General features: G+C 70.3%; 12 protein-coding genes. 5 read left to right on the top strand and 7 right to left on the bottom strand.

Annotation, left to right across the window (positions count from 1 at the left end):
• Nucleotides 1-19: 19 nt before the first annotated feature.
• On the top strand, nucleotides 20-946 hold the full coding sequence (locus GA0115254_RS18115) for a carbohydrate kinase family protein (protein ID WP_093896348.1): 927 nt from the start codon (nucleotides 20-22) through the stop codon (nucleotides 944-946).
• On the opposite strand, the gene GA0115254_RS18110 is transcribed toward GA0115254_RS18115, so the two are convergent.
• Together GA0115254_RS18110 and GA0115254_RS18105 are read right to left on the bottom strand one after the other, a co-directional pair.
• The gene (locus GA0115254_RS18110; protein ID WP_093896347.1) at nucleotides 940-1,188 is read right to left on the bottom strand and encodes a methyltransferase domain-containing protein; all 249 of its coding nucleotides are present in this window, start codon (nucleotides 1,186-1,188) and stop codon (nucleotides 940-942) included. The genes GA0115254_RS18115 and GA0115254_RS18110 overlap by 7 nt on opposite strands.
• 106 nt (nucleotides 1,189-1,294) lie before the next feature.
• A complete protein-coding gene (locus GA0115254_RS18105; RefSeq protein ID WP_093896346.1) occupies nucleotides 1,295-3,526 on the bottom strand; it encodes an alpha-N-acetylglucosaminidase in 2,232 nt (743 codons plus the stop codon).
• 191 nt (nucleotides 3,527-3,717) lie between these two features.
• On the opposite strand from GA0115254_RS18105, the gene GA0115254_RS18100 reads away from it, so the two are divergent.
• The 4 genes from GA0115254_RS18100 (at nucleotide 3,718) to GA0115254_RS18085 (ending at nucleotide 8,389) form a co-directional block, all read left to right on the top strand.
• A complete protein-coding gene (locus tag GA0115254_RS18100; protein WP_218105551.1) occupies nucleotides 3,718-4,971 on the top strand; it encodes an ROK family transcriptional regulator in 1,254 nt (417 codons plus the stop codon).
• 180 nt (nucleotides 4,972-5,151) lie between these two features.
• Nucleotides 5,152-5,940 carry an SDR family NAD(P)-dependent oxidoreductase gene (locus GA0115254_RS18095; protein ID WP_093896345.1) on the top strand — a complete coding sequence of 263 codons (789 nt, stop codon included), beginning with the start codon at nucleotides 5,152-5,154 and terminating at the stop codon, nucleotides 5,938-5,940.
• A 154-nt stretch (nucleotides 5,941-6,094) separates the two neighbouring features.
• Nucleotides 6,095-7,456 (top strand): diaminopimelate decarboxylase, encoded by a 1,362-nt coding sequence (lysA, locus tag GA0115254_RS18090; protein WP_093896344.1) that lies wholly within the window; start codon nucleotides 6,095-6,097, stop codon nucleotides 7,454-7,456.
• Between the two features lie 9 nt (nucleotides 7,457-7,465).
• Nucleotides 7,466-8,389 carry a LysR family transcriptional regulator gene (locus GA0115254_RS18085; protein ID WP_093896343.1) on the top strand — a complete coding sequence of 308 codons (924 nt, stop codon included), beginning with the start codon at nucleotides 7,466-7,468 and terminating at the stop codon, nucleotides 8,387-8,389.
• A 19-nt stretch (nucleotides 8,390-8,408) separates the two neighbouring features.
• On the opposite strand, the gene GA0115254_RS18080 is transcribed toward GA0115254_RS18085, so the two are convergent.
• Genes GA0115254_RS18080 through GA0115254_RS18060 form a run of 5 tightly spaced genes read right to left on the bottom strand, consistent with a single transcriptional unit; the run spans nucleotide 8,409 to nucleotide 13,504 of the window.
• A complete protein-coding gene (locus GA0115254_RS18080) occupies nucleotides 8,409-9,254 on the bottom strand; it encodes a serine hydrolase (protein WP_093896342.1) in 846 nt (281 codons plus the stop codon).
• Nucleotides 9,251-10,870, bottom strand: coding sequence for an N-acyl-D-amino-acid deacylase family protein (locus tag GA0115254_RS18075; protein ID WP_093896341.1), 1,620 nt, complete (start codon nucleotides 10,868-10,870; stop codon nucleotides 9,251-9,253). The genes GA0115254_RS18080 and GA0115254_RS18075 overlap by 4 nt, the downstream gene beginning before the upstream one ends.
• Complete coding sequence (locus GA0115254_RS18070) at nucleotides 10,870-11,643, bottom strand: amino acid ABC transporter ATP-binding protein (RefSeq protein WP_093896340.1); 774 nt, start codon at nucleotides 11,641-11,643, stop codon at nucleotides 10,870-10,872. Before GA0115254_RS18070 ends, GA0115254_RS18075 begins: the two co-directional genes overlap by 1 nt.
• Entirely contained in the window at nucleotides 11,640-12,611 is a 972-nt protein-coding gene (locus tag GA0115254_RS18065) for an amino acid ABC transporter permease (protein ID WP_218105550.1), read from the bottom strand. The genes GA0115254_RS18070 and GA0115254_RS18065 overlap by 4 nt, the downstream gene beginning before the upstream one ends.
• 8 nt (nucleotides 12,612-12,619) lie before the next feature.
• Complete coding sequence (locus GA0115254_RS18060) at nucleotides 12,620-13,504, bottom strand: ABC transporter substrate-binding protein (RefSeq protein ID WP_093896339.1); 885 nt, start codon at nucleotides 13,502-13,504, stop codon at nucleotides 12,620-12,622.
• Between the last annotated feature and the right edge of the window lie 271 nt (nucleotides 13,505-13,775).

The raw sequence follows: 13,775 nt of genomic DNA, 5'->3' as shown, positions 1-13,775 counted from the left end.
GGAACAGAGAGGCGGAACGGTGATCCAACAGCACACGGAATACGACGTCCTGGTGGTCGGAGGCAGTGGGGTGGACACCATTGTCCGCGTCGACTCACTGCCGGTCCCGCTCGCCGACTCGGTCCATGTCGGGCCGATCGAGGAGTGGCCCGGCCATACCGGAGGGAATGTGGCCCTCGGGACCCGGGCGCTCGGCCTGAAGGTCGCGCTGCTCGACTGCATCGGCGACGACTGGACGGGCGCGCAGGTGCGTGAGCGGCTGGCCGAGGGGGACGTGGAGTTCGCCCCGCTGATCTCGCCGGCCGGCACCCGCCGTGCGGTCAACCTGGTGGACGCGACCGGACGCCGGATGTCCTTCTACGATGCCCGCGACCCGGACGGTCTGCGGATGCCCCGGGACTTCTACCTTCCCCGGCTGCGGCGCACCCGCCACGTCCACCTCTCCATCATGAATTTCGCGCGCTTCCTCTACGACGACATCGAGGATCTCGGTGTCCCCGTCTCCACGGATCTGCACGACTGGGACGGACTGGCCGACCACCACCGGGAATTCGCGCTCCGCTCCGACCTCGTCTTCCTCAGCGCGGCGGGCGCGGGCCAGGACGCCACCGTCCTGATGCGGGAGATCCTCCGCGAGGGCCGCGCGGACACCGTCGTCGTCACGGCGGGCGCAGACGGCTCCTACGTCCTCACCCGGGAAGGCGGCTCGGTCCCGCACCACATTCCGGCGACCGTTCCGCCCGCACCGGTGGTGGATTCCAACGGCGCGGGTGACGCCTTCGTCTGCGGCTTCCTCTACGGGAGGCTCGCGGGCCGGGATGCCCTGGAATGCGCCCGCCTGGGCGCGGTGGCGGGCGCCCATGCCTGCACGGCTCCGGGTTCCACCGCCCTCATTGCCGAGGAGGCCCTTCTGGCGTCGGAACAGGTCCGGAGCAGGAGTCAGTAGCCCTCCGGGCGGGGCCGGGACGCCGTGGGCAGCGACCCGCCGGACGTTGCCCACGGCGGCCAAACGGCGTGCTGGCCGAGGGTGCGTTGCTCGGCGGTGTCGACCGCGGCCCGGTCGTGGTCGACGCCGATCCCCTCGCCTGCCGCGGTGACGGCCTCGGCGAGCGCGCCCGGATCGGTGCCGGGTCCGCAGCCGAGGTCGAGCACCGGGTGGCCGGGCCGGAGTTCGAGCTCGTCGAGCATGCGGCTCTTGTGGGCGCGACCCGGGTCGGTCGCGGCAAGCCGGTCGAGGTGGACGAGGAGTCGGGGCGATGGTCTCGAATGCCGATGGCGTCGTGGGGCCGGTCAATCAGTCACCGGCAGTCGGAACGACAGGTGCCGCAAGGGCCGCGCGTACAGCTTCGGCCGATGCCACCGGGTCACCCGTGGGCTTCACCGGGTAGCTCTTGATCTCCCGGTTCCAGGCGTTGTCCCGCTCGAACCAGTCGATCGCGGCGGGCGGCTGCCCGGTGACCAGGGCCGTGTCGAGGGAGTCGAGGTAGAGCATCCAGCGCTTGGCATAGAAGTCGGAGACCAGGCCCGACCATTCGCGGTTCGCGTAGTCGCGCAGGCCGCCGGACTCGCTGCTGGACCGATGGCCCCAGGTGGTGAGGACCGAACGGGCGTCGAATTCCGCGGCGGCCCGCTCGGCATCGGTGCTGCCCCAGGACTTGGCGTCCTTGAGCCAGGGCCCCAGCATGAACCGCCGGTCGGTGGCCAGCAGCCGGTCGAGCAGGGCAAGGTCCTGCTTCCACTCCGTGGCCCGCTGCCGGTACAGGGCGAGGTCCTTCCCCTCGTACGCGGACTTGATCTGCGGCAGCAGCGTACGGCTGCGGTTGGCCAGGGCCTGTCGGGCCACATCCACCAGATCGAAGCGGTACGCATCCGACTTCCGTAGATCGGGGGCGACTTGGAGCAGCTCCGTGAGCGCCTGCCGCACCGTCGTCGCGTCGTACCGCATGGACGACGGGCTCCAGCTGGCCGCCGTGCCGACGGTCAGCCCGGGGCGTGCGGTGAAGAGGCTGTCCTGGGACTCGCTCCAGGTGCCGGAGGGGGTGCTGTAGGGGCCGGTCCGCAGCAGTTCCCACGCCTTGGCGGCATGCGGGTCGGCGCCGCCGTAACGGCGTTCGGCGTAGTCGGCGAACCAGGCCGAATGATCCAACGGGGCGGTGCGCCAGGCGAGTTCGGTGAAGAGTTCGTACGCGACGGGGTTGCCGCCGGTGCCTTCCGGCAGGTACGCGATTCCCTGGAGCGCACTGTTCGGCTTCGTACGCCACTCGTTGAACCTGGCTGTCCAGACAGCGGTGTTGGCCCCGATCGTGGTGTGGCCGCCGAAGTTGGGGATGGTCCCGAAGGCGTAGGGTGCGCCGTGCCAGGCGGCCTCGCGGTCCAGGCCGTTGTAGCGGTCTGCGAGTCCGTCGACGATGAAGAGCTTGCTCTTGTCGACCGCGTCGATGAGCTGCGTGGAGGGGTTGTTCTGCCAGCCGAGCAGGACCCAGGTGGCACCCGGGTGCGCGGTCTGCAGGGCTTTCATGACGGCCTTGGCCGCGTCACCGATGGGCACGTTGCCCGGTCTGCCGCCTTCGTGCAGCAGATCCATCTTGTACATGGCGGAGTCGCCGAACAGCTTGCGCTGGTGACGGTAGAAGGCCTCTGCGACCTTCGGGAACATCTCGCTGCGCGGGTCCAGCCAGTCAGGCCGTTCGAAACCGACCCAGCCGCCCTGCGGGACCACGGGACCGGTGGGGTTGCGGTCCGTGAATCCGGGCGGGACGGTGCCGTAATAGCCGGGCAGGACCGGCGTCATGCCGAGGCGGCGCAGCCGGTCGGTGATCCTGCGGCCGAGCGCGGCCCGCTGATCCAGCAGCTTCTCGGTGACCGGGCCACCGAACCCGGACATGTTCTGCATCAGCCACCACGGCTGGTGCGCCGGGCCCGGAATCCAGGACGTGAGCTCCTTCTTCGTGTACCCGAACTCCTGGAAGGTGTCGTAGTACACGGCATCCGCGCCCATCTGCACGAACACCTCGTTGACACCGTGCAGCGCGAGGACATCGATCTGCTTCTCGTACGAGGCCCAGTTCCGGTACGCACCGGAGTAGCCGTCGTCCGTGTCGTTGAGGGCGAACCGGTGCGGCACCGAGGCGTCCTGGCGGACCGTGCCGGCAGGTGCCGGGAGTCTCTTCGGGAGCTTCGACGTGCTGTCACCGGGCCAGCCGATGTCCACCTCGGCCGTGTACTTGAGGTACCAGTTGACGCCACTGAGGAGCACGGCGGGGCTGGTGCCCTGGACGCGCACATGACCCGTGGTCCCGGAGACGGTGAAGTAGTCACCGGATGCGGGGCGGCTCACCGGTACGAGGTCGAACTGCCCGGCGTGCCGGGGGAGGAGGCGCCGCAGCGCTGCCTCTGCCGGCCCGGGGGCGAAGGCGGGCCTGTCGTCGGGGGCGGCTGCTGCGGGAGCGGCAGGAGTGCCCAGCACCGCGGCCAGCACAGCGAGGGCGGCCGTGCAGGCGACGATCCAGGATCTGAGGCTTCTCAAGGTTTGACCTCGTCCGGAGTAGGGGTGCGGAGGCTTGCCGAGGACATCGTGCGGACGCGCATCAGACTTACTAACGGAGCATTCGTTAATATGGGCGGGTGTGCCGCGGTCGTCAAGAGTGCCGGCAGCCCGGGTTCTCGAAGCGCTGGGTACAGTGCCGACAGCACGGTCGGGCAAGGGAGTTGACGCACATGCCAGTCCGGAAAGCAGCGGCCACCGGTCCGCACGTCCTGCGCCGGATGAACGTGGCCGCGGTGCTGGCCGCACTGCGGGAGGGGGACACTCCCACCGCCCGGGTCACCGACCTCGCATCGCTCACCGGACTGTCACGGCCCGCGGTGACCAGGGCCCTGACCGAGCTGAGGGACTGCGGGCTGGTGGAGTTCACCGCGGCTGCGGGACCGCAGCAGCTCGGCCGCCCCGCCCAGTACGCCAGGTTCCGTGCCGAGTCGGGACATGTCGCCGGGGTCGACATCGGTCCGCACAAGGTGCTGGTGGTGATCGCGGACCTGGCAGGTCGGGTGCTGGCCACCCATCGTGCGGCCGTGGACAGGGGAGCGGCCGGGCCGCAGCTCTTCGCCACCGTCCGCGCCGCACTCACGGCGGCAGCGGCCGAGGCGGGCGTGGCGTTGTCGAGCCTGTGGGCGGTGAGCACGGGCACCCCGGGCATCGTCGACCGCGAGCGGGGCGAGGTGCTGCTCGCTCCCAGCATTCCCGACTGGGCCGGGCTGCCCGCTGTTTCGCTGCTGCGCGACTGGCTGCACTGCCCGGTGTCCATCGACAACGACGTCAATCTCGCGGTGCTCGCCGAGCGTTGGCGCGGAGCCGCGGCCCCCACCGAAGCGCGCAGCGGCGCCGACGCCGGTGTGCGCACCGACTGCCTGGTCTTCGTTCAGTGGGGGCGGCGTATCGGCACCGGCATCGTCATCAACGGCAGGCCCTACCGGGGGAATTCGGCAGCCGCCGGTGAACTGGGCTTCGTCGACCTCGTCGGTGACCCCGACGCCCGTCCCGGACCGCGCCCGGCCGACGGCATGGGGCCGTTCGAGCGGCTCGTCGGCGCCGAGGCCATTCACCGGCTGGCCCTGGACGCCGGCGCTCCCGTGGGCGACGCCCATGACATCGCACCGCTCTTCGCAGCGGCGGAAGCGGGCGACCGGGCCGCCGTCGAGGTGGTGGAGCGTGTGGCCGCCCGGTTCGCCCGAGGACTTGCCGTACTTCTGCTCGTCCTCGATCCGGGCAGGGTCGTCATCGGCGGCGGGGTGTCGCGGGCGGGGGACACACTGCTCGGCCCTGTGCGCAGGCATCTGAGATCGCACACCCTGGTGCCGGTCGAGCTGAACGCGTCGGTGCTCGGCGAACGGGCCGTAGCGATGGGTGCGGTGCGCCATGCCCTGGACGTTGCTGAAGAGCGCGTGACGGCAACACACCAAGGTGTCACGTAGCGGCGAAGAGGGGCGGACCCGTCCCGACAGCCGGTTTCACCCGGACAGTCGGTCTGCGTCACTCCGCTGCTGTCCGGGCCGCGCCATCACCGCAGCCACCGGAAACGCTGAGTCCGTCGCGTCTCTCATGGCGCGCCTGGACTCGCCGCCGTCGGTGCCGTTCGTTGCTAGGAGACCGTGATGGATCTGTGCCTGACAGACAAAGTAGCCGTGGTCACCGGCGCCGGCAGGGGCATCGGCCTTGCCGTGACACAGGCGCTCGCCAACGAGGGCGCGCGCGTGGTCGCGGCCTCCCGCACCCCCACCGAACCGCTGTCCGAGCTGGCGGCGCGCAAGGACGTCCACTTCGTGCAGGCGGACCTCACCGAGCCCGACGGCTCCGCAGAACCGGTGGCGGAAGCGGTTGCCCGGTTCGGCGGGCTGGACATCCTGGTCAACAACGTCGGGGCCGTACGTCCGCGAGCGGGCGGCTTCCTGTCCGTCGGCGACGACGACTGGATGTGGGCGATGACGGTCAACTTCCTCACCGCGGTCCGCACCACGCGTGCCGCTCTCCCGCACCTGATCAAGGGCGGCTCGGGCTCCATCGTGACGGTCAGCTCGGTCACCGCCTTTCTGCCCGACCCCTCGGTCATCGACTACTGCGCGAGCAAGGCTGCCCTGACCAACTTCTGCAAGGCCCTGTCCAAGGAGGCCGGCCCGCACGGGGTACGGGTGAACACCGTCAGCCCCGGACCCGTTGCCACGGACCTCTGGCTGGGGGAGGGAGGCATCGCGGCCACCGTCGCAGCGACCGACGGCATCGCACCGGACACCGTCGCCCAGGAGTTCGCGGCCCAAGCGGTGACCGGGAGGTTCACCCGGCCGGAAGAAGTCGCCGATCTGGTGGTGCTGCTGGCGAGCGGCCGCTCGGGCAACGTCACCGGATCGGACTTCGTCATCGACGGGGGACTGATCACGACCTTGTGACGGAAGTTCCCCGGCCCGGTACGAGGCTCCTCCTACGACCCTCGACGCGGGATGAGCATCGAAAGAAGCGAGGCTCAGCCACAGAAGAATGCGCTTTTGTGACCCCTCGTGCAGACCGCAGGATGGCGAAGAACCGGCCTACGGGGGAGGAACCATGTCGTCAGCCATCGAAACGGGTCTGCTGCCCTTCACTTCCGAGATCCGCCCGGAAGGGCTCGCCGTCGGAGGAGTCCTGCTCACCGAACTGGCACAGCGTTGGGGAACACCGCTCTTCGTGTACGACGAGGAGCACCTGCGCCGACGCTGCCGGGAGGCGGTCGCGGCCTTCGGCCGGGACAACGTCGCCTACGCCTCCAAGGCATTCCTGTGCACGGCCATGGCCCGACTGGCCCATGAGGAGGGACTGCTGCTCGATGTCGCCTCCGGAGGCGAGCTGCGCGTGGCGCTGCACGCGGGTGTTCCGGCCGGACGGATCGTGCTGCACGGCAACAACAAGGACAAGGCGGAACTGCGCACGGCCATGTCGGCCGGGGTGCGGCACGTGGTGGTCGACAGCTTCGACGAGATGGACCGCATCGAGCTCCTGCACGCCGAGGAACAACTGCCGCCCGCCCGGGTCCAGTTGCGGGTGGCGCCCGGTGTCGCCGCAGGCGCACACGAGGCGATCCGGACCGGTGGCAATGACTCGAAGTTCGGCTTCGGCCTCGTCGGTGGAACCGCCGCGGCCGCCGTGCGCCGGGCCGTCGGCTCCCCGGCGATGATCCTGGAGGGTGTCCACGCGCATGTGGGCTCCCAGGTGCTGGACACGGCGGAGCTGGCGGCAGGAGCCGCGGCCGTCGCACGGTTCGCCGCGGGGACAGGGGTGCACCGGCTCACCGTCGGCGGCGGCCTCGGAGTCGCGTACGAAGCCGGGCAGACCGTACCCTCGTTCGCCGACTGGGCGGCCCGGGTGCGCATCGCGGTGCGCGATGCGGGCTGGGGCGGCGACGTGACAGTGGAGCCCGGCCGGTCCATCGCCGCCCGCGCCGGGCTGACCCTGTACCGGGTGGGCACGATCAAGCGGATCGAGGGCGTGCGGACATACGTCAGCGTCGACGGCGGGATGAGCGACAATCTGCGCCCCGCCCTGTACGGCAGCCGCTACGAGGTGTTCCTGCCGCGCCGCCCCCGCGCCCCGCGACCGCTGCGAGCACGGCTGGTCGGCAAACACTGTGAGAGCGGCGATGTGATCGTCGACGACGCCGCCCTGCCGGCCGAGGTCGCGGTGGGTGACCTCCTGGCCACGCCGGTCACGGGCGCATACGGATATGCCATGGCGTCCAACTACAACAAGCTGCCGCGCCCGGCAGTCGTCTTCGTGGCCGATGGCCGTGCCCGCACCGTGGTGCGGCGGGAGACCGAGGAGGACCTGCTGCGCCTGGACGTGGACGAGCCCGGCGTGCCGACGCACTGCGCCGCCCGGGACCTGTCCGTACGGTCGGGGGCCGGGGCGGCGCAGTGCGTCGGCACGGCCTAACCTGACCCGATGCTGAACAGTGCCCGACTGCTCGTCCTGCTGGAAATAGCCCGCACGGGCACCATCGTGGCCGCGGCCCAGGCGCTGCATCTGAGCCCGTCCGCCGTCTCGCATCAACTTGCCCGGCTGGAGCAGGAACTCGCGGTGGCGTTGGTGGAACGTCAGCCGCAGAGCCTGCGGCTGACGGCAGCAGGTGTGCGGCTGGCCGAGCACGCACAGGCCGTCGCCGACCTGATGGCTGTCGCACAGGACGATCTGCGGGCCCACTCCGAAGGGGACGCCGGGGTACTGCGGCTGGGCTTCTTCGCCTCCTCGGGCCTGGAGCTGCTTCCTCGGGCGCTGTCGGTCTTCGCGGCCGAGCGGCCCAAGGTCGAGGTGGAGCTGATCCTGGGGCAGCCGCACGAGCTGGTGCCCGATCTGGAGGCGGGCCGGCTGGATGCGGCGGTCGTCTTCGAGCATCCGCTGGACCCCTGGTGCAGGCAGGCGGCCGTGGACGTGGAGATGTTCTTCGACGAGCCGCAGCTGGTGGTCCTTCCGTTGCGGCACCGCCTCGGTCGGCGCACCGCGGTCCGGCTCGCCGCTCTGGAGGGGGAGAGCTGGATCGGTACGCGCGGTGGCCACACCGGCGAACCGGTCCTGGAACGCGCATGCGCGGCCGAGGGGTTCCGGCCGCGGGTCCGCTGCCGCAGCGATCACTACCAGGTCACGATCAACCTGGCCCGCGCGGGCATGGGCATCGCGCTCGTCCCGGCCCTCGGGCTCGGCGACACCACGGGTGTGCACGTCTGCCGACTGGACCATCCCCGACTGCACCGGCGGATCGGGGTCGCCACCCGGCCCACCAACCGCAACCCGCTGCTGCGGATCTTCCTCGCGGAGCTGCGGTCGGCCGGCGAGGAGATCCGGTCGCTGCTGGAGGTGCAGTGGTCCTGACCGGCGGGGCGTGCCGCTCTCATCCGGCGGCGCGACGCCGGGCACAGGCCGCGAGGGTGCGGCCGACGTCCCGGATGGCATGCACCGCGGCCCGCTGCGTGCTGGGGCCCAGCGCCGGGTCCCAGTGCGCCACCACCGCGTACGCCAGCCGGCGCGCACCGACGATGACACCGGCATCGGCGCGGACCCCGGTGTCGGTACCGGTCTTGTTGGCGACCAGAAGCCCGTCGGTCAAGGGGTTCGGGAAGCCGGCGGCGTACGGGTCGTGATCCACCAGGGCGGGGACCAGGCCGTGGTCGGTGTTGGCGCGCATCCACTCCAGCAACCGTGCGGAGGCTGCCGGAGAGCTCATCGTGCCGCGCACCGCATGTGTCACCAGCCGTGCCAGGTCCCGGGCGGTGCCGGTGGCGAAGACGGGCGGTACATCAGGGCCCCGGATGTCACGGACCTTGTCGTGCAGTGTGAGGCGATCGAGCCCGAGTTCCTTCGCCACCCGGGCCGTGGACTCGCGCCCCACCAGGCGCAGGAGCGCGTTGGTGGCGGTGTTGTCGCTGACCGAAGCCGTCAGCCAGGCCAGATCCTCGACGGTCCAGCCGCGCCTGCTCATCCGGCGCAGCAGCCCGGTCCCGTCGGCCACGTCCTCGTCGAGGACTTCGACGGGCCGGTCGGCGAGCAGTTCCCCGGTGTCCAGTCGGCGTGACACCTCGGCGAGCAGCAGCAGCTTCGAGGCGGACGCGACCGGCAGCACGGTCCGGTCGTCGACCCCCACCGTCTCGCCGCCGTCGATGTCGACGGCGGCGACGGCCAGGGTGAGCGGCAGCGTTGCCGAGCGTCGCGCCGCCGCGGCCACTTGGGCCAGACTCATCGGATCCTCACCACTTCTCCCGCCCGCGCCGCGGTCGGGCAGCCGCCCCTTACCGCGACCCGCCCCGCCACCACGACGGTATCGATGCCTTCGGGGGCCAGCAACGGCCGGTCGAAGGTGGCGGTGTCACGTACCGACGCCGGGTCGAGGACGACCAGATCGGCGAGGGCGCCGTCGCGGACCACGCCGCGGCCGGTGAGCCCGAACCGCCGGGCCGGCAGACCGGTCATCTTGTGCACCGCGTTCTCCAGCCGTATCAGTTGCTGGTCGCGGCCGTAATGGCCGAGTACGCGGGCGAAACTCCCCGCCCAACGAGGGTGCGGGCGGCCGGGTTTGGGGACACCGTCCGAACCGATCATCGACAGCGGGCTGGCGAGCACCCGCCGGACGTCGTCCTCGCGCATGGAGTGGCTGATGATGGTCACCTCGCCCTGCTCGGCCAGCAGCAGGTCGCACGCGTAGTCGACCGGGTGGACGCCGAGCCCGGCGGCGAGGTCGGCGATGCTGCGTCCCTCGGCCTCCGGGTGCGCCTGCGCGGCGGCCACGGTGATGAGGTCCCAGCCACCGTTGCCGACGGTGTTCTCCCACCCCTCGACGCCCTGAGCGATGTCCGTCCGGATCCGGTCGCGCGTATCGGCCCGGCGCAGCCGTTCCAGCAGGGCGCCGACGCCGCCCTCGCTCGTCCAAGGGGGCAGCATGGCGTGCAGAACGGTGCTGCCCGCGGTGTACGGGTAGACGTCGCACAGCACGTCCACGCCTTCGGCACGGGCCTGTTCCAGCCGGGGCAGGGTGCGCAGCGTGGCGCCCCAGGCGTGTCGGCCCGCGGTCTTGTGGTGGGAGATCTGCAGCGGGGCGCCGGAGCGCACCGCTATCTCCAGGGCTTCCTCCAGGGCGGTCTCCACCTGTGACATCTCGTCGCGCAGATGGGTGACGTAGGGCTTGCCATGACGCGCGGCCACCGCGGCCAGCGCGACGATCTCCTCGGTGTCGGCGTAGGTGCCCGGCGGGTAGATCAGCCCCGTGGACAGGCCGGCCGCACCCTGGCCGAGTGCCCGGTCGAGCAGCGCGCACATGGTGTCCAGCTCGTCGGGCCGGGGCGGGCGGGCCTCGAAGCCCATCACCCCGGCGCGCAGCGTGCCGTGTCCGACCAGCGAGGCGATGTGGTTGCGACGCAGGGCGGGGTCCTGTCCGGCGGCGAATGCGTCGAAGTCCACCGCGGGCCGTACGGGTCCGAGGCCGAACGTCACTCTGAGATGCTCGGCGAGTGAAGGCAGCCGTTGGGGCAGCGAAGGGAACAGGCTCGTCCCGCAGTTGCCGCAGATCTCCGTGGTGACGCCCTGCAGCAGTGGTGCGAGGCGAAGGTCGTCGACCGGCTCCGGGGTGCCGTCGGCGTCGTGGGGTGCTGCGAGGGCGTCGGAGTGCGTGTGGACATCGATGAAGCCGGGCGTGATGACCTGACCGGTCACATTCAGGGTCTCTGCCGCCGCGGCCGGGGTGCCGGCGGGAAGCACGGCGATTCGTCGGTCCACCACCGCGATGTCCGCGTCCCTGGCGGGTGCGCCGGTTCCGTCGACGAGCGTGCCGCCGCGCAGCAGCAGATCCATGGGGCGGCCCATCACAGCACCGTCGACAGGAAGGCCCGCGTGCGCTCGTGCCGCGGGTCGGTGAACAGAAGCTCCGGGCTCCCGGCTTCGACGACGGCACCCTGATCCATGAACAGGACACGGTCGGCGACCTCGCGGGCGAAGCCCATCTCGTGAGTGACCACGACCATGGTCATACCGCTGCCGGCGAGGTCCCGCATGACGCCCAGGACCTCGCCGACGAGCTCGGGATCGAGAGCGGAGGTGGGTTCGTCGAAGAGCATGAGCGCCGGCTCCATGGCCAGTGCCCGGGCGATCGCCACGCGCTGCTGCTGCCCGCCGGACAACTGCCCCGGGTAGTGGTCCGCCCGGTCCGCAAGACCGACGTGGTCCAGCAGCTTCCGGGCCTGCTTCTCGGCCTGCGCACGGGAGAGGCCCTTGACGGCGACCGGCCCCTCCATCACGTTCTGCACCGCTGTGCGGTGCGGGAACAGGTGGAACCGCTGGAACACCATGCCGATCCGCTCCCGCTGTCGTCGGATGTCACGGGGGCGCCGCTCACGCAGGACACGCCCGGACGGGCCGTGCTGCTCGTAACCGATCAGCTCACCGTCCATCCACACCCGCCCCGCGTCGATCTGCTCGAGGTGGTTGAAGCAGCGCAGCAGCGTCGACTTCCCGGACCCGGAAGGGCCTATGACACACAGCACCTCACCGCTGCGGACATCGAGATCGATGCCCTTCAGCACTTCGGTGTCACCGAATCGCTTTCGGACCCCACGGGCCCTGAGGATCACCTCGTTCATGCCGCTGCCTCCTTCCTGCCACGCCGGGGTACGAGATTCGCCAGGACCCTGCGCCGCAGCGGCGGGGCGGCGCCCGGGCTGTAGCGGCGTTCGACGGCATGCTGGCCGATGCTCGCGATCGTGGTGAGGACCAGGTACCAGAGGGAAGCCACCAGCAGCAGCGCCACCACCTCGAAATTGGCGAGGTAGAGGTGCTGGGAGACGGTCATCAGATCGGCGCCCGCGATGACCGAGACCAGCGAGGTCGTCTTGAGCATGGAGATGAACTGGTTGCCGAACGGCGGAATGATGACTCTCATCGCCTGCGGAAGGATGATCCGGGAGAGGATCTGACGGTTCGACATGCCGATGGACGCACCCGCCTCGCGCTGGCCGGGGTCCACGCTCTGCATGCCGGCCCGCACGATCTCGGCCATGTAGGCGCCCTCGTTGATGGAGAGGCCGAGCAGGGCCGCCACGAAGCCGGTGATGACCTGGTTGGACTGCCAGCTGATGATTTTCGGGCCGTCGAACGGGACACCGATGCTGATCACCGGGAACAACAGGGCCAGATTGAACCAGAAGATGAGCTGGACCAGCAGTGGGGTGCCTCGGAAGAACCAGGTGTAGGCGCCGGCGGTGAGACGCAGCACCGGACTGTCGGAGAGCTGCATCACCGCGACGAGTACCCCGATGACGATGCCGAGAGCCATGGAGACGAGTGTGAGCTGAATGGTCACCCCGAGGCCCCTGAGGATCACGCCGTCGAACTGGTACTTGGCGACGATGTCCCAGTGCAGGTTGGGATTGACGATGACGGTGTAGGCGAGCCACACCGCGAACAGTGCGGCGGCGAGGACCGCCAGCCAGCGCCCGGGACGGGGGCGCCGGGTCACCTGGAGGGAGAGATCGTCCTCCGGCGGCGTAGCGGCGGTGGTGGTTGCCGGTGCCGCACCGAGGGCGGCGCCGGGCATCTTCCGGTAGGTCATGTCCTCACTCACTGACCGTCGTTGACGGTGGCCTCGGGCACGGCGCTGTCGCCGACTCCCCAGGTGTCGAGGATCTTCCGGTAACCGCCGTTGTCGATCAGTTCCTGCAGGGCCTTGTGGACGGCGTCGCGCAGTCCGCCCTGGCTCTTCGAGGCCGCGATGCCCCAGGGAGCGGTGCCGTACTGCGTCGGCAGAACCTCGTACGCGCCGCTCTTCTTTGTGAACATCCTGGCGACGGGATAGTCGACGATGGTGGCGACCGCGCGTCCGCTGTCCAGTTGCAGCAGCCCGGTCGGCGCGTCCTCGCTCTGCGAGATCCGCATCTTCTCCCGGCACTTGGCGTTCTGCTCCTCGCCGATGTGGAGGTTGGAGCTGCCCTTGGCGAGGACGACGGTCTTTCCGCACAGGTCCGTGAGGGACTTGATGCCCTGCGGGTTGCCCTTCTTCGTCATGATGACGCCGCCGGTGCGGAAGTAGTCGACGAAGTCGACCGCCCGGCGCCGCTGGGCACTGTCCGTCATGGATGACATGACCAGGTCGAAGCGTCCGGACTCCAGGCCGGGGATCAGCCCGTCGAAGGCGGCATTGGTGAGTTCGAGTTTCAGCTTCAGCCGCTCGGCGATGGCCTTGGCCAGGTCGGGGTCGACACCTGTGAGCCGGGTGGTCCCGGGCTCGTACATCTCCATCGGCGGGTATCCCACCGCGGTGGCCACTCGGAGCACACCCTTCTGACGGTACTGCGCGGGGAGCAGCTCGGCTGCGGTCCGGCCGGCGGCGGCCTGCGAGGAACTGCCGGACGGGGCATTGCCCTGGCCGGAGCGTCCACACGCGGTGGCCGCGAGAGCCACCATGGCCAGGGCTGCCAGACAGTGCAGAGAACGGGGACGATTCATCGGATTTCTCCCTCACGGGGTGGCGGTGCGCCGATGCTGGCAGTCGCGCCCGGGTGAATGGAAGATGATGAAGCTATTCATGCCTGAGCATCGAAATCCGTACGGGTCGCAATCTCCGTGGACGAGGACCCCGAACAGGAACGGGGCCACGCATGCGACACCCACTCGTCCGGCGTGCACTACTGCTCGGCATCCGTGGACTGCTCACGGGATCCACGGGCTGCTCGGCAACCTCCCGGACTGCGGCCGGCCCGTCCGAGTCGGAATCCCC

The sequence above is a fragment of the Streptomyces sp. Ncost-T10-10d genome (assembly GCF_900091955.1).
Lineage (GTDB): Bacteria > Actinomycetota > Actinomycetes > Streptomycetales > Streptomycetaceae > Streptomyces.
Note: the sequence above shows the minus strand (reverse complement) of the source record. Positions and strands in the feature narration are given on the sequence as shown.

Coding starts and splice junctions, on each gene's coding strand:
- GA0115254_RS18110 (WP_093896347.1), bottom strand. CDS start 1,188: ATGCTCGACGAGCTCGAACTCCGGCCCGGCCACCCGGTGCTCGACCTC.
- GA0115254_RS18100 (WP_218105551.1), top strand. CDS start 3,718: ATGCCAGTCCGGAAAGCAGCGGCCACCGGTCCGCACGTCCTGCGCCGG.
- GA0115254_RS18095 (WP_093896345.1), top strand. CDS start 5,152: ATGGATCTGTGCCTGACAGACAAAGTAGCCGTGGTCACCGGCGCCGGC.
- lysA (WP_093896344.1), top strand. CDS start 6,095: ATGTCGTCAGCCATCGAAACGGGTCTGCTGCCCTTCACTTCCGAGATC.
- GA0115254_RS18085 (WP_093896343.1), top strand. CDS start 7,466: ATGCTGAACAGTGCCCGACTGCTCGTCCTGCTGGAAATAGCCCGCACG.
- GA0115254_RS18080 (WP_093896342.1), bottom strand. CDS start 9,254: ATGAGTCTGGCCCAAGTGGCCGCGGCGGCGCGACGCTCGGCAACGCTG.
- GA0115254_RS18075 (WP_093896341.1), bottom strand. CDS start 10,870: ATGGGCCGCCCCATGGATCTGCTGCTGCGCGGCGGCACGCTCGTCGAC.
- GA0115254_RS18070 (WP_093896340.1), bottom strand. CDS start 11,643: ATGAACGAGGTGATCCTCAGGGCCCGTGGGGTCCGAAAGCGATTCGGT.
- GA0115254_RS18065 (WP_218105550.1), bottom strand. CDS start 12,611: ATGACCTACCGGAAGATGCCCGGCGCCGCCCTCGGTGCGGCACCGGCA.
- GA0115254_RS18060 (WP_093896339.1), bottom strand. CDS start 13,504: ATGAATCGTCCCCGTTCTCTGCACTGTCTGGCAGCCCTGGCCATGGTG.